At 71.0% G+C, this 20727-nt stretch carries 16 protein-coding genes; 6 read left to right on the top strand and 10 right to left on the bottom strand.

Going from position 1 to position 20727, the window contains the following annotated elements:
* Positions 1-99: 99 nt before the first annotated feature.
* Complete coding sequence (gene uvrA, locus ACWD4B_RS18140; RefSeq protein WP_451421651.1) at positions 100-3072, bottom strand: excinuclease ABC subunit UvrA; 2973 nt, start codon at positions 3070-3072, stop codon at positions 100-102.
* A gap of 200 nt (positions 3073-3272) precedes the next feature.
* On the opposite strand from uvrA, the gene ACWD4B_RS18135 reads away from it, so the two are divergent.
* The 3 genes from ACWD4B_RS18135 to ACWD4B_RS18125 all read left to right on the top strand — a co-directional run bounded on the left by ACWD4B_RS18135 (position 3273) and on the right by ACWD4B_RS18125 (position 6062).
* On the top strand, positions 3273-3959 hold the full coding sequence (locus ACWD4B_RS18135; protein ID WP_451421650.1) for a maleylpyruvate isomerase family mycothiol-dependent enzyme: 687 nt from the start codon (positions 3273-3275) through the stop codon (positions 3957-3959).
* Between the two features lie 10 nt (positions 3960-3969).
* On the top strand, positions 3970-4626 hold the full coding sequence (locus ACWD4B_RS18130; protein WP_336412452.1) for an MBL fold metallo-hydrolase: 657 nt from the start codon (positions 3970-3972) through the stop codon (positions 4624-4626).
* A gap of 149 nt (positions 4627-4775) precedes the next feature.
* Positions 4776-6062, top strand: a complete 1287-nt coding sequence (locus ACWD4B_RS18125) for an MFS transporter (protein ID WP_451421655.1) — start codon at positions 4776-4778, stop codon at positions 6060-6062.
* A 46-nt stretch (positions 6063-6108) separates the two neighbouring features.
* On the opposite strand, the gene ACWD4B_RS18120 is transcribed toward ACWD4B_RS18125, so the two are convergent.
* The 3 genes from ACWD4B_RS18120 to uvrB form a co-directional block, all read right to left on the bottom strand.
* On the bottom strand, positions 6109-7113 hold the full coding sequence (locus tag ACWD4B_RS18120; protein ID WP_451421649.1) for a TerC family protein: 1005 nt from the start codon (positions 7111-7113) through the stop codon (positions 6109-6111).
* Between the two features lie 145 nt (positions 7114-7258).
* A complete protein-coding gene (locus tag ACWD4B_RS18115) occupies positions 7259-7840 on the bottom strand; it encodes a TerD family protein (protein ID WP_390777508.1) in 582 nt (193 codons plus the stop codon).
* 138 nt (positions 7841-7978) lie between these two features.
* Positions 7979-10093, bottom strand: coding sequence for an excinuclease ABC subunit UvrB (uvrB, locus tag ACWD4B_RS18110; RefSeq protein ID WP_451421648.1), 2115 nt, complete (start codon positions 10091-10093; stop codon positions 7979-7981).
* Between the two features lie 273 nt (positions 10094-10366).
* On the opposite strand from uvrB, the gene ACWD4B_RS18105 reads away from it, so the two are divergent.
* Positions 10367-11296 carry a glycerophosphodiester phosphodiesterase gene (locus tag ACWD4B_RS18105; RefSeq protein ID WP_451421647.1) on the top strand — a complete coding sequence of 310 codons (930 nt, stop codon included), beginning with the start codon at positions 10367-10369 and terminating at the stop codon, positions 11294-11296.
* A gap of 198 nt (positions 11297-11494) precedes the next feature.
* A complete protein-coding gene (locus ACWD4B_RS18100; RefSeq protein WP_451421646.1) occupies positions 11495-12037 on the top strand; it encodes a methylated-DNA--[protein]-cysteine S-methyltransferase in 543 nt (180 codons plus the stop codon).
* A 24-nt stretch (positions 12038-12061) separates the two neighbouring features.
* Here the strand turns inward: ACWD4B_RS18100 and ACWD4B_RS18095 are convergent, their stop codons facing one another.
* Both ACWD4B_RS18095 and ACWD4B_RS18090 read right to left on the bottom strand, forming a co-directional pair.
* Complete coding sequence (locus ACWD4B_RS18095; protein WP_451421645.1) at positions 12062-15799, bottom strand: caspase, EACC1-associated type; 3738 nt, start codon at positions 15797-15799, stop codon at positions 12062-12064.
* Complete coding sequence (locus ACWD4B_RS18090; RefSeq protein ID WP_451421644.1) at positions 15796-16200, bottom strand: hypothetical protein; 405 nt, start codon at positions 16198-16200, stop codon at positions 15796-15798. The genes ACWD4B_RS18095 and ACWD4B_RS18090 overlap by 4 nt, the downstream gene beginning before the upstream one ends.
* 201 nt (positions 16201-16401) lie before the next feature.
* On the opposite strand from ACWD4B_RS18090, the gene ACWD4B_RS18085 reads away from it, so the two are divergent.
* Entirely contained in the window at positions 16402-16674 is a 273-nt protein-coding gene (locus ACWD4B_RS18085) for a DUF6343 family protein (protein WP_451421654.1), read from the top strand.
* Between the two features lie 47 nt (positions 16675-16721).
* Here ACWD4B_RS18085 and ACWD4B_RS18080 read toward each other — a convergent pair whose 3' ends face one another.
* The 4 genes from ACWD4B_RS18080 to rpsA all read right to left on the bottom strand — a co-directional run bounded on the left by ACWD4B_RS18080 (position 16722) and on the right by rpsA (position 20429).
* Positions 16722-17087 carry a tetratricopeptide repeat protein gene (locus ACWD4B_RS18080; protein ID WP_336412458.1) on the bottom strand — a complete coding sequence of 122 codons (366 nt, stop codon included), beginning with the start codon at positions 17085-17087 and terminating at the stop codon, positions 16722-16724.
* Positions 17088-17184: 97 nt separating this feature from the next.
* Positions 17185-17808: a dephospho-CoA kinase gene (gene coaE, locus ACWD4B_RS18075; protein ID WP_451421643.1), complete on the bottom strand. Its 624-nt coding sequence runs from the start codon at positions 17806-17808 to the stop codon at positions 17185-17187.
* Positions 17809-17833: 25 nt separating this feature from the next.
* Positions 17834-18778, bottom strand: coding sequence for a PAC2 family protein (locus tag ACWD4B_RS18070; RefSeq protein ID WP_451421642.1), 945 nt, complete (start codon positions 18776-18778; stop codon positions 17834-17836).
* Positions 18779-18938: 160 nt separating this feature from the next.
* Positions 18939-20429 (bottom strand): 30S ribosomal protein S1, encoded by a 1491-nt coding sequence (gene rpsA, locus ACWD4B_RS18065; protein ID WP_451421641.1) that lies wholly within the window; start codon positions 20427-20429, stop codon positions 18939-18941.
* Positions 20430-20727: the final 298 nt, after the last annotated feature.

Below are 20727 nucleotides of genomic sequence, written 5' to 3'. Positions count from 1 at the left end.
TCTACCGATCTGGTTGATCGCGCAGTTCCCCGCGCCCCTGACGGGGCGCCGTGGCTCCACCACGGCGCCCACCGGCTCCCGCCGCAACCCGCAGTGCGGTCAGGCGCGACGCGCCCGCGCCGGCTTCTTTGCGGCACCCGTCTTCGCGGAGACGGTCTTCTTGGCCGGCGCCGCCTTGGCGGCAACCGCCTTCTTCCGGCGCGCAGGCGCAGCCGGCACCGCATCGCTGACGCGGTCCCCCAGCATCTCCCGCAGGAACTTGCCCGTGTGGCTCGCGGGGACGGCGGCCACCTCCTCCGGGGTGCCCTCGGCGATGACCAGGCCGCCGCCGTTGCCGCCTTCCGGGCCCATGTCGATGACCCAGTCCGCCGTCTTGATCACATCGAGGTTGTGCTCGATGACGATCACGCTGTTGCCCTTGTCGACCAGGCCGGACAGCACCGAGATCAGCTTGCTGATGTCCTCGAAGTGCAGGCCCGTCGTCGGCTCGTCGAGGACGTACACCGTGCGGCCCGTCGAGCGCTTCTGCAGCTCGCTCGCGAGCTTGACGCGCTGCGCCTCGCCGCCGGACAGCGTGGGCGCGGACTGGCCGAGCCGCACGTACCCCAGGCCCACCTCGTGGAGCGTGCGCAGGTGGCGCGCGATCGTCGGCACGGCCTCGAAGAACTGGAGCGCCTCCTCGATCGGCATGTCCAGCACCTCGGCGATGGACTTGCCCTTGTAGTGCACCTCCAGCGTCTCGCGGTTGTAGCGCGCGCCGTGGCAGACCTCGCACGGGACGTACACGTCCGGCAGGAAGTTCATCTCGATCTTGATGGTGCCGTCGCCGGAGCAGTTCTCGCAGCGGCCGCCCTTGACGTTGAAGGAGAAGCGGCCGGGCAGGTAGCCGCGGACCTTCGCCTCCATCGTCTCCGCGAAGAGCTTGCGGACGTGGTCGAAGACACCGGTGTACGTGGCCGGGTTGGAGCGCGGCGTGCGGCCGATGGGCGACTGGTCGACGTGGACGACCTTGTCGACCAGGTCGTCGCCGTCGACACGGGTGTGCCGGCCGGGGACGGCGCGGGCGCCGTTCAGCTCGCGGGCCAGGTGCGTGTAGAGGATGTCGTTGACCAGGGTCGACTTGCCGGAGCCCGAGACACCCGTGACGGCCGTGAGCACGCCGAGCGGGAAGGACACGTCGATGTCCTGCAGGTTGTTCTCCCGGGCACCGCGCACGGTCAGGCGGCGTTTGGGGTCCGCGGGGCGGCGCTGCTCCGGGAGGGCGATGGACTTCCTGCCGGAGAGGTACTGGCCGGTCATCGAGGCCTCGGTGCTCAGCAGCTCCGCGAGGGGGCCGCTGTGGACGACCTTGCCACCGTGCTCGCCGGCGCCGGGGCCGATGTCGACGACCCAGTCGGCGACCTTGATGGTGTCCTCGTCGTGCTCGACGACGATGAGGGTGTTGCCCATGTCGCGCAGGCGGACGAGGGTCTCGATGAGGCGGTGGTTGTCGCGCTGGTGCAGGCCGATGGAGGGCTCGTCGAGCACGTAGAGCACGCCGACCAGGCCGGAGCCGATCTGGGTGGCGAGCCGGATGCGCTGGGCCTCGCCGCCGGAGAGGGTGCCGGCGGCGCGGTTGAGCGAGAGGTAGTCCAGGCCGACGTCGACCAGGAACTTCAGGCGCTCGTTGACCTCCTTGAGCACGCGCTCGGCGATCTTCTTCTCGCGGCCGGTGAGCTTCATGCCGCGCAGGAAGTCGGCGCACTCGCTGATCGACATCGCGGAGACCTCCGCGATGGAGCGGCCCTGCACAGTGACGGCGAGGACGATCGGCTTGAGACGCGTGCCCTCACACGTCGGGCACGGCACTTCGCGCATGTAGCCCTCGAAGCGCTCGCGGCTGGAGTCGCTCTCCGCCTCGGAGTGGCGCCGCTTGACGAAGGGCACCGCGCCCTCGAAGGCGGTGGTGTAGGCGCGCTCGCGGCCGTAGCGGTTGCGGTAGCGCACCTCGATCTGCGTCTTGTGGCCGTTCAGCAGGGCCTTTCTGGCGCGCTGCGGGAGGCCGGCCCAGGGGATGTCCGTGCGGAAGCCGAGCTCGTCGGCCAGGGCGCCGACGAGGCGGCTGAAGTAGTCCTTCGTGTGGCCGTGCGACCAGGGGCTGATCGCGCCCTCGTCCAGCGACTTGTCCGGGTCGGGGACGATCAGCTCGGGGTCGACCTCCATGCGCGTGCCGATGCCGGTGCAGTCGGGGCAGGCGCCGAAGGGCGAGTTGAAGGAGAAGGAGCGCGGCTCCAGCTCCTCGAAGGACAGGTCGTCGTACGGGCAGTAGAGGTGCTCGGAGAACATCCGCTCGCGCTCGGGGTCGTCCTCGGCGAGATCGACGAAGTCGAGGATGACCATGCCGCCGGAGAGGCCCAGGGCCGTCTCGACGGAGTCGGTGAGCCGGCGCTTGGCTCCGTCCTTGACGGTGAGGCGGTCGACGACCACCTCGATGGTGTGCTTCTCCTGCTTCTTCAGCTTGGGCGGGTCGGTGAGCTGGATCGTCGCACCGTCGACCCGGGCCCGGCTGTAGCCCTTGGTCTGCAGGTCGGAGAAGAGGTCGACGAACTCGCCCTTGCGCTCGCGCACCAGCGGGGAGAGCACCTGGAAGCGGCTGCCCTCGGGGAGCTCCAGCACCCGGTCCACGATGGCCTGCGGCGACTGCCGGGAGATCGGGCGGGCGCACTCGGGGCAGTGCGGCTTGCCGATGCGGGCGAAGAGGAGGCGGAGGTAGTCGTAGACCTCGGTGATGGTGCCCACCGTCGAGCGGGGGTTGCGCGAGGTGGACTTCTGGTCGATGGAGACGGCCGGGGAGAGGCCCTCGATGAAGTCCACGTCGGGCTTGTCCATCTGGCCCAGGAACTGCCGTGCGTAGGAGGAGAGCGACTCCACGTAACGGCGCTGCCCCTCCGCGAAGATCGTGTCGAACGCGAGGGACGACTTGCCCGACCCCGAGAGCCCGGTGAAGACGATGAGGGAGTCGCGCGGGAGGTCGAGCGAGACGTTCTTGAGGTTGTGCTCGCGTGCGCCACGGACGATGAGACGGTCTGCCACGCCGGTCGGCACCTTTCTTGAGAGTCGGCTCCGGAGGGAGCTGCGGGGGTGGGCCGCGCCCCACCGACCCAGGGTACGGGGAGCGTCTGACACACGGACGTCGTCGGCGATGCCACCCCCGACGATATAGCACGCACATTCGATTTAGGGCGTGAGTCCACATCCTTCACCCGAAGGAGTGGCGGCGCTATGGTCGGGCCATGATCGATCATGTGCACGACCTGGCCTCCGTGCGGGACGCGACACAGCGCCTGCTCGCCTCGGTCGCCCGACTGGACAACGCCGCCGTGGCCGCGCCGTCACGGCTCCCCGGCTGGAGCCGCGGCCACGTCCTGGCCCACGTCTCCCGCAACGCGGACGCCCTGGTGAACGTCCTGGCCGGCCGCCCCATGTACGCGAGCGCCGAGCTCCGCGACACGGACATCGAGCGCGACGCGCCCCGCCCCCTGGACGCCCAGCTCAGGGACCTGGAGGAGAGCACGGCCCGGTTCCTGGAGCAGGCCGCCGTCCCCGCCGACTGGTCCCGCACGGTCACCATGCGCAACGGCGTGACCGACAGCGCGTCCCGCGTCCCCTTCCGGCGGCTCGCCGAGGTCGAGCTGCACCACGTCGACCTCGGCGTCGGCCACGAACTCGAGGACCTCCCAGCCGAGTTCACCGCCCGTTACATCGACTTCCTCGCCCGGCGCTTCACCGGCCACCCCGACGTCCCCGCGTTCGCCCTGACCGCGACCGGGGGCGGCCAGTGGTCCACCGGCCGCACCGAGGGCACCCCGATCACCGTCACCGGCCCCGCCCCGGCCCTCCTCGGCTGGCTCGCCGGCCGCCGCGACGGCACCGGACTCCACGCCGGTGCCGACCCGCTGCCCGCCCTGCCCCCGCTATAGGGTTGACGGCATGACATACAGCGGAGTGGTCGAGGTCGGCGGACCTGCAGACGTACACGAGTTGACCGATCTGATGATCTCGAAGGTCGCGGTCGGCCCGATGAACAACAACGCCTATCTGCTGCGGTGCCGGGCGACCGACGAGCAGCTGCTGATCGACGCCGCCGCCGAGCCGAGGACGCTGCTCACCCTGATCGGCGACAGCGGGATCGCCTCCGTGGTGACCACCCACCGGCACGCCGACCACTGGGGCGCCCTGAGCGAGGTCGTGGACGTCACCGGCGCCCGCACCTACGCGGGGCGGTACGACGCCGAGGGCATCCCCGTCTCGACGGACGTGCCCGTCGAGGACGGGGACGTCATCCGCGTCGGACGCGTCGAGCTGACCGCCCGCCACCTGGTCGGCCACACCCCGGGCAGCATCGCCCTGGTCTACGACGACCCGCACGGACACCCCCATGTGTTCACCGGCGACTGCCTCTTCCCCGGCGGCGTGGGCAACACCCACAACGACCCGAAGGCCTTCGCCAGCCTGATCGACGACGTCGAGACCAAGATCTTCGGGCAACTGCCCGACGAGACCTGGGTCTACCCCGGCCACGGCAACGACACCACCCTCGGTGCCGAGCGGCCGCACGTCGCGGAGTGGCGCGAGCGCGGCTGGTGAGGCTCCGGGGGTAGCCCGCCGTCCGCACACTCGGCGGACGGCGCGGTTTCGCCGCGCCCCCGGCAACGCCCCCGTACGCCCCGGAGCTCCCGTTGCCCGGGGCGCCGAGGGAAGTTGGGCACTGCATGAACCGTGCCCGTCCCCCGGCCATGATCCGCCTGGCGGCCGCCTCCATGGCAGGCACCGCCATCGAGTTCTACGACTTCTTCAGCTACGGCACCGCGGCGGCGCTCGTCCTCGGCCCGCTCTTCTTCCCCACCGTCTCCCCTCTCGTCGGCACCCTCGCGGCCTTCGGCACCTTCGGCGCCGGGTTCATTGCCCGCCCCGTGGGCTCCGTGCTGTTCGGGCACATCGGCGACCGGCACGGGCGCAAGCCCGTCCTCATCGCCTCCCTGCTGCTGACCGGCGTCGCCACCGTGGGCGTCGGCCTCGCGCCCACCTACGCCGACATCGGCCTCGCCGCTCCCCTGCTCCTCCTCGTCCTGCGCTTCCTGCAGGGCCTGGGGCTCGGCGGGGAGTGGGGAGGCGCCGTCCTGCTCACTGCCGAGCACGCCCCCGCCCACCGCCGCGTCCTGTGGACGAGCCTTCCGCAGACCGGCCCCTCGGTGGGCTTCGTCCTCGCGAACGGCATCACCCTGGCCCTGTCGGCCACCCTCTCCGACGAGGAGTTCCTCGCGTGGGGCTGGCGGGTGCCGTTCTGGGCGGCCGGAGTCCTGGCCGCGGCCGGGCTGCTGCTGCGCGCCCAGGTCGCCGAGACCCCGGAATTCCTCGGACTGGCCGAGCGCAAGCAGCGGGCCTCCCTGCCGCTGGCCGAGGTCGTGCGCGGCGGCCACTGGCGCCTCGTGCTGCTCACCGCCGGCGGGCTGTCCGTCGGCTACGCCGTCTTCTACACGGTCACCACCTGGTCCCTGTCCTACGCGACCGAGCAGCTGGGGGTGGACCGCACCGTCATGCTCGGCTGCATCATGACGGCCGTCGCGGCCTCCGGGGTGGCCACCCCGCTGGTCGCCCTCCTCGGCGACCGCCGGGGGCGCCGCCCCTTGTGCCTCCTCGGCTGCACGGCCTTGGCGCTGTGGATGTTTCCGCTGATCACCCTGCTGCGCACCGGGCGCCCGGCGCTGATCCTGCTGGGCTTCGTCGTGGCGATGCTGGCCTTCGTGCTCGCCTTCGCCGTCGTCGGTGCGTACCTCCCGGAGCTCTACGAGCCCGAGGTGCGCTGCACCGGCGCCACCGTCGGCTACAACCTGGGAGGCGTGCTGGGCGGTGCCGTCACCCCGCTGGTGGCGACGGCCCTGGCCCGGGGCGACCGGCCGCCGTGGGCCGTCGCCGTCTATCTGACCGGGGTCGCCCTGCTCAGCCTGGCCTGCTTCTTCCTGCTGCCCGAGACCCGCCCCACGGCAGCCGCCCGCGCCGCCGCCGATCCGACGCCCGTCTGACGCCGCTCACGCCCCGGCGGCGACGGCCTCGACGGCTCCGGCGGCCTCAGGCGCGGACGCCCTCGCGCTCCTCCGCCGGAGCGGCGGCTGCCGCCGCTTCGGCCTGCTCCTGCTTCCTGGACGCCCGCAGGCTGGTGACCGTGGTGACGGCCAGCACGGCGCAGATGACGCCGAGCGAGACCGGGATGCTGATCTCGGGGACGTTCACCCCGCCCTCGTGCAGGGCGTGCAGGACGAGCTTGACGCCGATGAAGCCGAGGATGACCGACAGGCCGTAGGAGAGGTGGACCAGCTTCTTCAGCAGGCCGCCTATGAGGAAGTACAGCTGCCGCAGCCCCATCAGGGCGAAGGCGTTGGCGGTGAAGACGATGTACGGGTCCTGGGTCAGGCCGAAGATCGCGGGGATGGAGTCGAGCGCGAAGAGCACATCGGTCGTGCCGATGGCCAGCATCACGATCAGCATCGGCGTCATCAGCCGCTTGCCGTTCTCCACGATGAACAGCCGGGTGCCGTGGTAGCGGTCCGTGGACGGGAAGCGGCGCTCGACCGCCTTGAGAAAGCGGTTCTCCTCGAACTCCTCCTCTTCCTCGCCCGCGCGCGCTTCCTGGATGAGCTTCCAGGCGGTCCAGATGAGGAACGCCCCGAAGAGGTAGAAGATCCAGGAGAAGTTGGCGATGATCGCCGCGCCCGCGCCGATGAAGACGGCCCGCAGCACCAGGGCGATGAGGACGCCGACCATGAGCACCCGCTGCTGGAACACCGGGGGCACCGCGAACTTCGCCATGATCAGGACGAAGACGAAGAGGTTGTCGACGCTCAGCGACTTCTCCGTGATGAAGCCCGCGAAGAACTCGCCGGCGGGCTTGCCGCCGGCGAAGAGCAGCAGCCCGAGCCCGAAGAGCGCGGCCAGGGCGACCCAGACCGCCGTCCAGATGCCGGCCTCCTTGACGGAGACCTCGTGCGGCTTGCGGCCGCCGATGAAGAAGTCCGCGGCGACGAGGGCGCACAGGCCGGCGATGGTCAGCACCCACATGGTCAGGGAAACGTCCACCGGTCCTCCGGCTCCTCGTACGGCTACGGCAGCAGCGACGACACTCGTCGCCGCTACGACAACGGTACAAGAAAACCCAAGGAAAGGTAAAGGGAATACCAAGAGCCGTGCGGTTCCGTCCCGCGTGGCTCCACCGATACAGCCGTTACAGCACCGCCTGGATCTGCACCAGCAGGTCTTGGAACGTGCGGCCGTCGGCCGGGGTGCCGATGGCCGTCATCTGCCAGCCGCCGCCGTTCCGGTGCACCTTGGCCATGATCTGAGCGGTGTACGGGCCGCCGCCGTCGAGGGTGTAGCGGGCCAGCTCCCGGCCGGTGTTCTCGTCGACCAGGCGGCAGAACGCATTGCGCACCTCGGCGAAGGTCTGGCCGGTGAAGGAGTTCACCGTGAAGACGATCTGGTCGATGTGCGCGGGGACGCGCTGCAGGTCGACGAGGATGGACTCGTCGTCGTCCCCCTGGCCCGCGCCGCCCACGAGGTTGTCGCCGGTGTGCCGCACCGAGCCGTCCTTGCTGACCAGCTGCTGGAAGAAGGCCACGTCGACCGGCTGCCCGTCGGCGAAGAGCACGGCCGACGCGTCGAGGTCGATCTCCCTGGTGCGCGAGCCGAACAGCCCGCGGCGGCGGGGGGCCGCCTGCCAGCCCAGCCCCATCCGCACTGCGGTCAGGCTTCCCCCGTCGGCCTTCTGCAGGCTGATTCCCTGGCCCTTGGACAAGTTGACCGTCACGCGCAGCCCCTCCTCGTACGCCCCCGCGGCCGCGCAGATACGCGGCCCCGGCAACGACCCTATGCACCGGCGCCGCGGACGGGCGCCCGAGGAGGGCGGTTTGTGGCGGTCCTGCAACATGCCCGGCCGGGCCTGCCGTCAGGCGAGGCCCGCCTCCTTCATCTGCCGCAGCTCCTTCTTCAGTTCGCTCACCTCGTCGCGCAGCCGGGCCGCCACCTCGAACTGCAGCTCCGCGGCCGCGGCCCGCATGCGGTCGGTCATCTCCTCGATCTGCTGGGCGAGTTCGGCGGCCGGACGGTCCGTCGGCACGGCCGCCGCCCTGCCCTTGGCCTTGGCCTTCGCGGGTGTGGGGGCCTTGCCCTTCTTGCCCTTGTCGGCGCCCTGGCGGTAGCCCGTGCCCAGCAGCTCCTCGGTGTCCATCTCCTCGCGCGCGAGCGTGGCGACGATGTCACCGATCTTCTTGCGCAGCGGCTGGGGGTCGATCCCCCGCTCCTTGTTGTAGGCGATCTGCTTCGCCCGGCGGCGGTTGGTCTCCTCGATGGCCTTCTCCATCGCCGGGGTGACCTTGTCCGCGTACATGTGGACCTGGCCGGAGACGTTGCGCGCTGCACGCCCGATGGTCTGGATCAGCGACGTGCCGGAGCGCAGGAAGCCCTCCTTGTCGGCGTCGAGGATGGCGACGAGCGACACCTCGGGCAGGTCGAGACCCTCGCGCAGCAGGTTGATGCCGACCAGCACGTCGTACTCGCCCGCCCGCAGCTCGCGCAGCAGCTCGATGCGGCGCAGCGTGTCGACGTCGCTGTGCAGATAGCGCACCTGGATGCCCAGTTCCAGGAAGTAGTCCGTGAGGTCCTCGGCCATCTTCTTGGTCAGCGTGGTGACCAGGACGCGCTCGTCCTTCTCGGCGCGCTTGCGGATCTCGTGCACCAGGTCGTCGATCTGCCCCTCGGTCGGCTTGACCACGACCTCCGGGTCGACCAGGCCGGTGGGCCGGATGATCTGCTCCACGAAGCCGTCGCCGCGGGAGAGTTCGTACTTCCCCGGGGTTGCCGAGAGGTAGACCGTCTGCCCGATGCGCTCGGTGAACTCCTCCCACTTCAGCGGCCTGTTGTCCATGGCCGACGGCAGCCGGAAGCCGTGCTCGACGAGGGTGCGCTTGCGGGAGGCGTCACCCTCGTACATGGCGCCGATCTGCGGGACGGTGACGTGCGACTCGTCGATGACGAGCAGGAAGTCGTCGGGGAAGAAGTCCAGCAAGGTGTTGGGCGGGGAGCCGGGCTCGCGGTCGTCCATGTGCAGCGAGTAGTTCTCGATGCCGGAGCAGGAGCCGACCTGGCGCATCATCTCGATGTCGTAGGTGGTGCGCATGCGCAGCCGCTGCGCCTCCAGCAGCTTGCCCTGCTTCTCCAGGGTGGCCAGCCGCGCCTCCAGCTCGGCCTCGATGCCCGTAACGGCCTTCTCCATCCGCTCCGGGCCCGCGACGTAGTGGCTGGCGGGGAAGACGTAGAGCTCCTGGTCCTCGGAGATGACCTCGCCGGTGAGCGGGTGGAGCGTGGAGAGGGCCTCGATCTCGTCGCCGAACATCTCGATGCGGACGGCCAGTTCCTCGTAGACCGGGAAGATCTCGATGGTGTCGCCGCGCACCCGGAACGTGCCGCGGGTGAAGGCCACGTCGTTCCGCGTGTACTGGATCTCGACGAAACGGCGCAGCAGCTGGTCGCGGTCGATCTCCTCGCCGACCTTGAGCGGCACCATGCGGTCCACGTACTCCTGCGGCGTGCCCAGGCCGTAGATGCAGGACACCGAGGCGACCACGACCACGTCGCGCCGGGTGAGCAGCGAGTTCGTGGCGGAGTGGCGCAGGCGCTCGACCTCCTCGTTGATCGAGGAGTCCTTCTCGATGTAGGTGTCCGACTGCGGGACGTAGGCCTCGGGCTGGTAGTAGTCGTAGTACGAGACGAAGTACTCGACGGCGTTGTTGGGCAGGAGCTCGCGGAACTCGTTGGCGAGCTGGGCGGCGAGGGTCTTGTTCGGCGCCATGACGAGCGTGGGCCGCTGGAGCTTCTCGATCATCCATGCCGTGGTGGCCGACTTGCCGGTGCCGGTCGCACCGAGCAGGACGACGTCCTTCTCGCCTGCGCGGATGCGCCGCTCCAGCTCCGCGATGGCCGCCGGCTGGTCACCGCTGGGCTGGAAGGGGCTGACGACCTCGAAAGGCGCCACCTTGCGTTCGATCTTGGAAACGGGCCGCATGAGACCACCGTACGGCCCACCACCGACAGCGGGCCGCCCGCCCGGCTCCCGCCCCGGGGTTCCCGGGCGCAGGACCGCCGGAGGGGCCCCCGGGCAGGGCGTCCCGGCGTGCCGGAGCGGCCCGCATCGCGTACGTGTGGTGTGTGCGGAGGCGTGCCCCTCGCCCCTCCCTCCACCGACCCTCGGTACCCAGGTCGTCACGACTCTCGTACACAGGACCGGACACCGCCGGGCCCCGGCCCGCACGCCGCGACCGCCCGCGAGGAGCTCCCGATGCGCATCCGCCCCGTCCCCTCCGTGACCGGCGCCCTGCTCGGCCTGTCCCTCGCCCTGCCCGCACTCGGCACGCCCCCCGCGCACGCCCTCGGGCGCCAGGAGCTCCCGGTCACCATCGGCCACCGCGGGGTGCCGGTCCAGGCGCCGGAGAACACGCTGGCCTCGATCGACAGAGCGGCGAGCCTGGGCATCCGGTGGGTCGAGAACGACGTCCAGCGCACCCGGGACGGGCAGCTGGTCGTCCTGCACGACACCACCCTGGAGCGCACCACGGACGCCCGGCAGCGCTTTCCGGGGCGCGCCCCCTGGAAGGTCGGCGACTTCACGCTCGCCGAGATCGAGGCGCTGGACGCGGGCAGCTGGTACGACCGCCGCTTCGCCGGCGAGCGGGTGCCCACCCTGAGCAGCTACCTGCGCCGCGTCGACCACAACCACCAGCGCCTGCTGCTGGAGATGAAGGCGCCCGAGCTCTACCCCGGCGTCGAGCAGCAGACGGTGGACGAGCTGCGCCGGGCCGGCTGGCTGGACCGGCGGCACGTCAAGGACAGGCTGGTCGTGCAGAGCTTCAACGCGACGTCGCTGCGCACGCTCCACCGTCTGCGCCCGGACCTCAAGAAGGGGTTCCTGGGCGCCCCGAAGGCCGCCGACCTGCGCGCGTACGCCGCCTTCGCCGACCAGATCAACCCCGACCACGGGAACGTCACCGCCGAGTGGGTGCGCGCCGTGCACGCGCTGAACGGTCCCCACGGGCGCCGTCTGGAGATCGCCGCGTGGACCGTCGACGACCCCGCGCGGGCCGTCCGGCTCGGCCGCCTGGGCGTGGACGCCATCATCAGCAACGCACCGCACGTCATCGAGGCCGCACTCGCCGAGGAGTCCGGCGAGGACCCCTTCGCGGGCATTCCGCCCGAGCCGGCCGCCTTGTGACCGGGCGGGGGCCGGGCGTTCCGGAGCCTGTCCGGTAGTGCGTCGGCTGCGGGCACATCGTGGCTGGTCGCGCCCACGCGGCGGAGCCGCTGGGGGTACCTCCCAGCGGTAGCTGGGGGAGCAACAGCCCCGCGCCCCTTACGGGGCGCCGTGGTGACGCGTGGCGAAGATCCGCCGGACACGCCCTACGCTGGCCCCGTGACGGATGCACCCGAACGGCCCTGGTCCTGGACGACGCTCGGCACGCCCATAGGCCCGCTCGGCCTCGCCGCGACGCGGGAAGGCCTGGTCAGCGTCGTGTTCGGCGCCGACACACAGGTCTCGGCACGCGCCGTCGAACGCCTGGCCGGCCGTCTGGGCTCCGCCCCCGGGGCCCCGGACGCCCTCCTCGCCGAGGCCTCCGCCCAGCTGGAGGCATACTTCGCGGGCCGGCTGCAGTGCTTCTCCCTCCCCCTGGACTGGTCACTGACCTCGGGCTTCAACCGCCGCGCCCTGCGCGAGCTGCACTCCGGCGTCCCCTACGGCACGGTCGTCGCCTACCAGGACCTCGCCGACCGCCTCGGCGAACCCGGCGCCGCCCGGGCCGTGGGCATGGCCATGGGCAGCAACCCGATCCCGGTCGTCGTGCCGTGCCACCGCGTCGTCGAGGCCGGCGGCGGGCTGGGCGGCTTCGGCGGCGGGACGGAGACCAAGCGGGCGCTGCTGGCCCTGGAGGGCGTGCTGCCGGAACCGTTGTTCTGAGCCGGTCCCGGCGACCTTCCGCGCCTACCCCACGTCGTACAGCTTCCAGGCGGGGAACCTGACTGCGGTGTCCCCGCCCCGGCCGCCGTCGTCCAGCAGCTCCCGGCGCCGAAGCATCAGCCGCAGGTGCCGTGCCGCGTCGTCGCCCTCGCCGGGCCCCCGGTCCAGGAGCACGACCGTGGCCGTACTGTCGTCGGCCGGCCGCACGATCGCATCGGCCGCATACCCGCGCACCATCGCGCCCAGCTCCACCACCGAGTCTGCCGAACCGGACGTCATGGACAGCGACTTGTACAGGCGCATCAGCAACTCGTCGGTCTCTCGCCCGGCATCGCCGGAGGCCGCTGCACCGGCCGCCTGGTGCAGCGCGGCTCCGACGCCGCCGCGCCGCTGCCACAGTTCTGCGTCACCCACCACGATCAGGTGTGAACGCGCCCGCGTGATGGCGACGTTCCAGAGGTTGAGCTGCCCCTCGACCCAGCCGACCGACTGCCGGTGCATGCCCTCCGCCGCCACCAGCGAGAAGATCATGACGTCGCGTTCGCCGCCCTGGAACGTGTGCACCGTGCCCGTGCGCACCCGGTGCTCGTACGGCTTGAGCCTCCTCTTCAGGGCCTCCTCCTGGGCCTTGAAGGGCGTGACCACGCCGATGGACGCCCCGGTCTCCTCGGGCAGTTGCCTCACCAGATAGGCGACACTCGCCTCGACCGTGTCGATCTCGGCGGCGTTGACCCAGGAGGTGCCGGACGACGGGCGACGGGCCTGCCCCTTCACCGGCGCCCAGATGACGGCGCTGCGCTCCAGCGACGGCTTGGTCCGGGGGTCGGTGAGGACGGTCAGCCGGCCGTCGTAGAAGAGACGGTTGGAGACCTCTGCGATGTCGGGGTGGCAACGGAAGTGTTCGTCGAGGAGGAGCGTGCCGCCGGCGGCCTGCTGGGCCGCGTGGAATGCGGAGTGGCGGCGGTAGGCGAGGCGGTGGCGCTCCAGCCAGTGGGCGCGCAGCCCCGCCTCGCGGCGGACCATGGCTTCCCGTTCAGGACTGATCCGGGTGATGTGGGCCAGCTGCATGGCATCGCCGATGACCAGCGCACGGCGGGCACGGAACAGCAGCGGAAGCACGTGAGGGATGGCGCACTGGCTCGCCTCGTCGATGATCACCAGGTCGAAGAGCCCCGCATCCGGCGGGAATCGGCGGGCCGAGAGGCTGGTGACGGCCCAGCCCCGCGCTGCGGGCAGCACGTCCCGCACTGCGGGCCAGTCGCTGCCGCCGGCATTGCGGGCCGTCAGCAACCCCATGATGCGCGAGCGCCCTGTCCGGGCGTTCCCGCGAACCGTGCTGTCGAGCAGCGCGGCGGAGGACGAGCGGACGGCCGACTCGGCGGTGTCGAGGACGGCGCCGAGCCCGGCGTCGTCCCGCCCGGCCGTCGCCCGCGCCTGCCCCGCCCGCCATGACGCCTCGGCGCCGACGAGGTCCGCGAGGGCGGCACAGGCTTCCGCGGTGGTCCCGTCGTACGACGCGAGCCCGACGCGGCGCAGCAGTCGTCTGCGGCGCGCCTCGCCGAAGAACCGGGCCCTGGCCGCACGCGCGGCCTTGTGCCCCAGCCCGTCCAGGTCGCCCACCGCGGCCAGCAGTCCGGCGAGGTCTTCGACGGACCGGCGCAGCCGAGCAGCGTGTTCCTCGCGGGCCCGGCCGGCCGTCAGCAGGGCCCGCTCGGTGGCCGCGGTGTCGGCGAACTCCTCGCGTACGGCGCTCAGCTGCTCGGTCGCCACATCGACGTCCATCGCCGCCGTGGTGATGTTGCGCTCGGGCGCGGGGGCGGCCATCAGCTCCCGGAGGGTCTTCGCCTCTGCTTCCGCGTAGTCCGTCCCGCCCGAGGACGAACCGGTGCGTACGACGCTTCCGGGCGACAGCTCTTCGCAACGGCGCCAGACTTCGTCGACCGCCTGGTTGTTGGTGGAGGCGACGAGCACACTCTGCCCTGCGGCCACCGCGGTGGCGACGAGGTTGGCCACCAGCTGGCTCTTGCCCGTGCCGGGCGGGCCCGTGGCCACCGTGAGGCGACGGGTCATCGCTGCGCGCAGCACGGAGGACTGTGCCTCGTTGGAAAGCAGCGGCGTCACCAGCCGCACGTCCTGCGCCGCAGCCTCTGCGGGGAGCCCGGTCCGCTCTGCGGGGTCGGGCGAGAGCGCGGCGAGCGCCGTGTTCTTGATCTGGGCGGTCTTTTTGGCGATGTTGTCGAAATCGGCGAGAAGCTTCTTCGTCGCCCTGTTGTCGCGCTGGGCGAGGAAGAGGACAGCGGCATTGCGGGCGCCGTTGCCCGGGGTACGGATGTCGATCCGGTCCTCCAGCCGGTCCGGTCTCGGCTCCTGCACGCACGGAAGCTCGTACTCCTGGCTGAGGATGTTGCGCACGTCGACCGCCATCCGGTCGTGCTGCCCGGCGTGCCAGCTCGGGTGATAGGTCTCGGCGAGCTCTGCCGCCGCGTCCTCGCCGAGCCAGTCGTGGGCGAGCCGCGGGTGGGGCAGCACCGGCCCGTACGGCTTGAGGCGGGTGCCGCCGTCCTCGTGCACGACCTCGACACGGCGTACGAGCAGGGGCGCGAACTTCGGCGAGCTCCAAGGGCGGCCGGTTCGGGGACCGTTGAGCACCACTGCCGGATAGCCGGCCCAGAGTTCGACGTCCTGTTCGGCCGCCGCCGCGACGAGACCGTCGGCCTCGGGGGGCACCGGGGCGCAGGCGTCGTCGTCCAGATCACCGGACAGGAACCGCTCCGAGCCCTGTAGGCACACATAGGACGTACCGGCGTCGTTCACCGCGAGGAGGGGCGTGTCCTCGTCCTCGGCCAGCAGACACTCCCGGTAGTAGTCCAGGAGGCCCGCCCAAGTGGGCTGGGAACCCGCCGCTTTGGCCGTCCCTTCCTGCCCGTGCTCCGGAACGGCCGTGCCGGCCGGCCGGCGTGTGAGCGGCAGGAGCTGCGGGGCCCGGCCGAGCGGACAGCTCGCCAGGATGATGCGGTCGTCGACGCCGTGCGTGGACTGCACGGGTATCTGCCGGGCGCTGCCGGCCCGCATCCGCCTGTTGACGTACTGGAAGAGGTCGTCCACCGTCACCTCGCCCGTGCCGTCCTTGCCGACCTTGCCCGTACGGAGCGCCTCGACGACCTCACCGGTGAACGCGGACGGCTCTACGCCGTCGGGCGTCTCGGCTCCGGCGTACGAATCCTCGCCCGCCCGGGACGACGACAGGACGTAGACGCCCCGGCTGGTCAGCAGGGCCCGTTCACCGGACTTGGCGGCGGGCTGTGCCGTCCGGTCCGAGGTCCGCAGGCCCACCGCGAATCCGCCGCTCTGGCAGCAGTCGATGAGCGCGACCTTCTGCGGTGCCCAGCAGGCCTCCAGCCGCTCGTTGACGAAGCTCGCGCTCACCCCGGTGGCGGCGACCCCGTCGAAGTCGGTGTCCTTGGCCACGAAATGAAATTCGCCCCCGGCCTGGACCAGCCGCACCCCGTGTCCGGACACGTACAGGAAGGCCAGCTCGTCGGCCTCACAGCTCTCCAGGAACTCTCCGATCTCGCAACGCATGTCGTCCGCGTCGAGGTCGGCAAGCCGCTTGACCGAGGTGAACGCGCCGATGTTGCGGTTCTCCAGGACCTGTTGCAGCAGCCAGGTGTCCACCTGGGTGGACGGCAGGCGGCCGAACCGGCCGTCGTCGTAGTGCTCGTTGCCGATCAGCAGGGCCTTGCGGCGGACAAGACGGGTCACTCGGACTCATTCTCCGGGGTCTCGCCGACCGCGTCCAGGAACTCCCGGACGACCCGCTGCTGCGCCTCGTCCGGGCGGGCGGGAATCGTGAGGGAACTGCCGTCACGGTAGGTGAGTTCGACCTTCCGCTGCCGTTCCTTCTCGCACCACTCCTTGATGGCGGTGATCAGCACCTGGGATGCGGGCCGGGCCGCGGCGCCGACAGCGGCCCACAGGGCCACGTCCCCAGCGGCCCCGCCCTTGCGGCCATTACCGGCGGGCGCCGCGGGATCCACGAATCCGGCGGTGACACCGTCGGTCTTCAGGAGTTCCTCGTGCAGCGCCCGCGTGAGACGTTCCTGCCGCAACGTGTCGCCGCCGGCGAGCACCTCGATCCGCCACTCCGGCCCCCCGTGGTTCACACAGCCCCCATCGCGCTCCGGCACGTGCGCACAAGCCGCATCGCCGCCGTCCTCTGTTCCCCACAGGGTACGACCCGTCCTCGGCGGGAAACGTCTCAGGTGCCCCTGGGCGCTGCCTCGGCGGCATATTCACGCCAGGTCGCGAAGGCAGCGAAAGCCCGCTGCCGGGTGGACCCTGGAGGCAGGAGATGGACCATCATGATGCGCACAGGCAACGAACCCATGACCGCCCGCAGTCCCCTGCGCCTCAGGTGCGGCCTCGCCGCCTGGGGAGCGCTCGTCACCGCGGCCGGCACCGCCGCCTTCGCCCTCGCGGGGCGCCCCGGCTGGGCCGTGGCCTGCGGGCTGCTGATGCTGGTGACCCTGGTGGACCTCAGCATGATCATCCGGCATATCCGGCAGGGCCCGCACTACCAGCCGGGGCGGGACATACCCCCGTACGAGCCCGTCGACGAACGTCGCCGCGGGCCGTAGGGGGTGTCCGACGGGGCCTCACCCGGGAGGATGAACCCGCCCTGCCCTCACTTCTCCCCGAAGCGCGCCGCCTCCACGAAGTCCGGCCGCGGGTCGAGAGCCGCCGCGAGGCGGAAGTGCCGGAGGGCCTCGGCGTGCCGGGCGGCCCGCTGGAGCGTGCGGCCCAGGGCGAAGTGGGCGAACGCGTTGTCGGGCTCGCGCTCGATGACGAGCTGGAACTCGAGCTCGGCGGGCCGGAGTTGGGCCGCGTCGAAGAACGCGCGGGCCCGCAGCAGCCGGGCCGCGGTGTTCTCCGGGTGGGCAGTGATGACCGAGTCGAGGAGCTTGATCGCACCCCTCGGGTCCTTCACGGCCAGCAACTGCTCCGCCGCCCGGAAGTCGATCACGTGGGTCTCGGGCGCCTGCTCGGACACGTCCGCGTTCCTTCCCTCGGTACAGCACGTACACGGCAGATGCGCACACACATGCGCGTGCGTGCGACACCGCCTCGGAACGTCGCCGGGCGACGTCCTATTCCTGCCCGCCCTCCCGCACGCCATGTGCGGCCCGGCGGCACAGTTCCGCCCACACCTCGCGCACCCGGGGTTCCAGGGCGGCGAGCGGGCCGTCGTTGTCGATGACCAGATCGGCCACGGCCAGCCGCTCCTCGCGGGTCGCCTGGGCGGCCATCCGGGCGCGGGCCTCGTCGGCGGTCATGCCGCGCAGGCGGACGAGCCGGTCGAGCCGGGTCGTGTCCGCCGCGTCCACGACGACGACCAGGTCGTACAGCGGGGCCAGGCCGTTCTCGGCCAGCAGGGGCACGTCGTTGACGACGACCGCATCGGGGCCCGCGGCCGCCTCCAGTTCGGCGGAGCGGGCCCGGACCAGGGGGTGCACGATGGCGTTGAGGGCGGCGAGCCGCTTCTCGTCGGCGAAGACGATCGCGCCGAGCCGCGGCCGGTCCAGGCTGCCGTCCGCGGCGAGGATCTCCGGCCCGAACTCCGCGACGACCGCGGCCAGTCCGGGGGTGCCGGGTTCGACCACTTCGCGCGCGATCCGGTCCGCGTCGACGAGCACCGCTCCGTAGGAGACGAGCAGCCGCGACACCTCGCTCTTGCCCGCGCCGATTCCGCCTGTGAGGCCCACTGTCAGCATGGACCCCACGCTATCCGCCGGGCGGTCAGCGGCCGCCGTCGCCCTCCCGGTCGGCGAGGAACCGCTCGAATTCGGCGCCCAGTTCGTCGGCCGAGGGCAGGTCGACGGGCTCGGCGACCAGGTTGCCGCGGGTATCGGCGCCGGCCACCGCGTCGTACTGGTGCTCAAGTCCCCGTACGAGGGCGACGAGTTCCTCGTCGCCCTCGGCGATCTGGCGCTCGATCTGCTCCTGGGTGCGCAGCGCCGCGGTCCGCAGGCCGTGCGCGGTGTCCGGCAGGACGAGCCCGGTGGCGGCGGTGACCGCCTCCAGGGCGATCAGCGCGGCGTCGGGATAGGCGGACCGGGCCAGGTAGTGCGGGACGTGGGCGGCGACGCCCAGGACGTCGTGGCCCGCCTCGGCCAGCCGGAACTCGACGAGCGCCTCGGCGCTGCCGGGCACCTGGGCCTCGTCGAAGTAGCGGCGGTGACCGGGCATGAGGTCGACGCGGTTGCCGTGCGGGGTGATGCCGACGGGGCGGGTGTGGGGGACGCCCATGGGGATGCCGTGGAAGTTGACGGACAGCCGTACCCCGAGCCGCTCCACCAGCTGCCGCACGGCCGCGGCGAAGAGCTCCCACTCCACGTCCGGCTCGGGGCCGGCGAGCAGCAGGAAGGGGGCGCCGGTGGCGTCCTGCACCAGGTGCAGCTCGATCGCCGGGGGTTCGTAGCCGCTCCAGTGGTCGCGCCGGAAGGTCAGCAGGGGCCGGCGGGCGCGGTAGTCGACGAGCCGGTCGTGGTCGAAGCGGGCGACCACCTGGTGCGGCAGCCCGTCCAGAAGCCGCTCGACGACCTGCGCACCGGTCTCGCCGGCGTCGATGTAGCCGTCGAAGTGGTAGAGCATGACCAGACCGGCCGTGTCCTGGGCGAGAGCCAGGTCGGCCACGGCGAGCCCCTTGGGCTCCCATTCGTACAATCCCTGCGGATCCAACACGGTGACCGCTCCTCCTCATGTTCCGTACAGGGGAACGTCCTTGGCAGGCGCGGCCATTCCCGCGGGAGGGGAGAACAAGAGATAAGGCCCGTTCCCCTTGAGGGGGAACGGGCCCTTCTTCAGTCAGCTGTCAGCAGCTGCGGTCCCGAAGGACCACGGCTCACTGACCGCCGGCGAGCTTCTCGCGCAGGGCGGCGAGAGCCTCGTCCGACGCCAGGGCGCCGGAGTTGTCGGCCGACTCCGAGGAGTACGAGCCACCGGAGACCGGGGCGGCCGCAGCGGCCTGGTCGCCGGCGGCGGCAGCCTCGGCGTCCGCCTCGCGGGACTTGATGACCTGCTGCTGGTGCTGCTCGAAGCGGGACTGCGCCTCGGCGTACTGGCGCTCCCACTCCTCGCGCTGCTTCTCGAAGCCCTCGAGCCAGTCGTTGGTCTCGGGGTCGAAGCCCTCGGGGTAGATGTAGTTGCCCTGGTCGTCGTAGGACGCGGCCATGCCGTACAGGGTCGGGTCGAACTCGACCACGGACGGGTCGGCACCGAAGGACTCGTTGGCCTGCTTCAGCGAGAGGCTGATGCGGCGGCGCTCGAGGTCGATGTCGATGACCTTGACGAAGATCTCGTCGTTGACCTGGACGACCTGCTCCGGGATCTCCACGTGGCGCTCGGCCAGCTCGGAGATGTGGACCAGGCCCTCGATGCCCTCGTCGACGCGGACGAACGCACCGAACGGAACGAGCTTGGTGACCTTACCCGGGACGACCTGACCGATCTGGTGGGTCCGGGCGAACTGCTGCCACGGGTCTTCCTGCGTCGCCTTGAGCGACAGGGAGACGCGCTCGCGGTCCATGTCGACGTCCAGGACCTCGACCGTGACCTCCTGGCCGACCTCGACGACCTCGGACGGGTGGTCGATGTGCTTCCAGGACAGCTCGGAGACGTGGACGAGACCGTCGACGCCGCCCAGGTCCACGAAGGCACCGAAGTTGACGATGGAGGAGACGACGCCGGAGCGCACCTGACCCTTCTGCAGGGTGGTGAGGAAGGTCTGACGGACCTCGCTCTGGGTCTGCTCCAGCCAGGCACGGCGGGACAGGACCACGTTGTTGCGGTTCTTGTCCAGCTCGATGATCTTGGCCTCGAGCTCCTTGCCCACGTAGGGCTGGAGGTCGCGGACGCGGCGCATCTCGACCAGGGAGGCCGGGAGGAAGCCACGGAGGCCGATGTCGAGGATGAGACCACCCTTGACGACCTCGATGACGGTACCGGTGACGATCCCGTCCTCTTCCTTGATCTTCTCGATGGTGCCCCAGGCGCGCTCGTACTGGGCACGCTTCTTCGAGAGGATCAGGCGGCCTTCCTTGTCCTCCTTCTGGAGAACCAGGGCCTCGATCTCGTCGCCGACCTTGACGACCTCGTTCGGGTCGACGTCGTGCTTGATCGAGAGCTCGCGGGAGGGGATGACACCCTCGGTCTTGTAACCGATGTCGAGCAGGACCTCGTCCCGGTCGACCTTCACGATGACGCCGTCGACGATGTCGCCGTCGTTGAAGTACTTGATCGTCTCGTCGATCGCGGCGAGGAAGGCTTCCTCGTTACCGATGTCGTTGACCGCAACCTGCGGGGTGGTGGCGGTGGTCTCGGTGCTGCTCGTCATGTGGGAAAGGGCTCCGGTACGGACATTGAAGTCGTAGGTACTGCTACGCCGAGAGCCCGTATCGCACCGCCGAAGCCGGACAGCCTTGGAAGCGCACTTTCCGTGACCCGGGGGCCAGCGGAAGCGCCTCTACAACCGAGGGGACATACAACAAGTGCGAGCGCGGCCTGCTCCGTCTGAGGCGCGCAGGCCCGCAGCGCAACTTGTAGCATACGGGGGCAGCGGGAGACGGTCAATGCGCGAAGGCGCACACCCGGTACGAATCGCCACATATCCGGCACAACTCGGGTTGTGCGAG

Source organism: Streptomyces sp. NPDC002536 (assembly GCF_053594995.1).
Note: the sequence above shows the minus strand (reverse complement) of the source record. Positions and strands in the feature narration are given on the sequence as shown.

Bases quoted from the DNA above. Each gene is read 5' to 3' on its own strand.
- ACWD4B_RS18130 (WP_336412452.1), top strand. From the start codon at position 3,970: ATGACATACAGCGGAGTGGTCGAGGTCGGCGGACCTGCAGACGTACAC.
- ACWD4B_RS18105 (WP_451421647.1), top strand. From the start codon at position 10,367: ATGCGCATCCGCCCCGTCCCCTCCGTGACCGGCGCCCTGCTCGGCCTG.
- rpsA (WP_451421641.1), bottom strand. From the start codon at position 20,429: ATGACGAGCAGCACCGAGACCACCGCCACCACCCCGCAGGTTGCGGTC.
- ACWD4B_RS18125 (WP_451421655.1), top strand. From the start codon at position 4,776: ATGATCCGCCTGGCGGCCGCCTCCATGGCAGGCACCGCCATCGAGTTC.
- uvrB (WP_451421648.1), bottom strand. From the start codon at position 10,093: ATGCGGCCCGTTTCCAAGATCGAACGCAAGGTGGCGCCTTTCGAGGTC.
- ACWD4B_RS18085 (WP_451421654.1), top strand. From the start codon at position 16,402: ATGCGCACAGGCAACGAACCCATGACCGCCCGCAGTCCCCTGCGCCTC.
- coaE (WP_451421643.1), bottom strand. From the start codon at position 17,808: ATGCTGACAGTGGGCCTCACAGGCGGAATCGGCGCGGGCAAGAGCGAG.
- ACWD4B_RS18135 (WP_451421650.1), top strand. From the start codon at position 3,273: ATGATCGATCATGTGCACGACCTGGCCTCCGTGCGGGACGCGACACAG.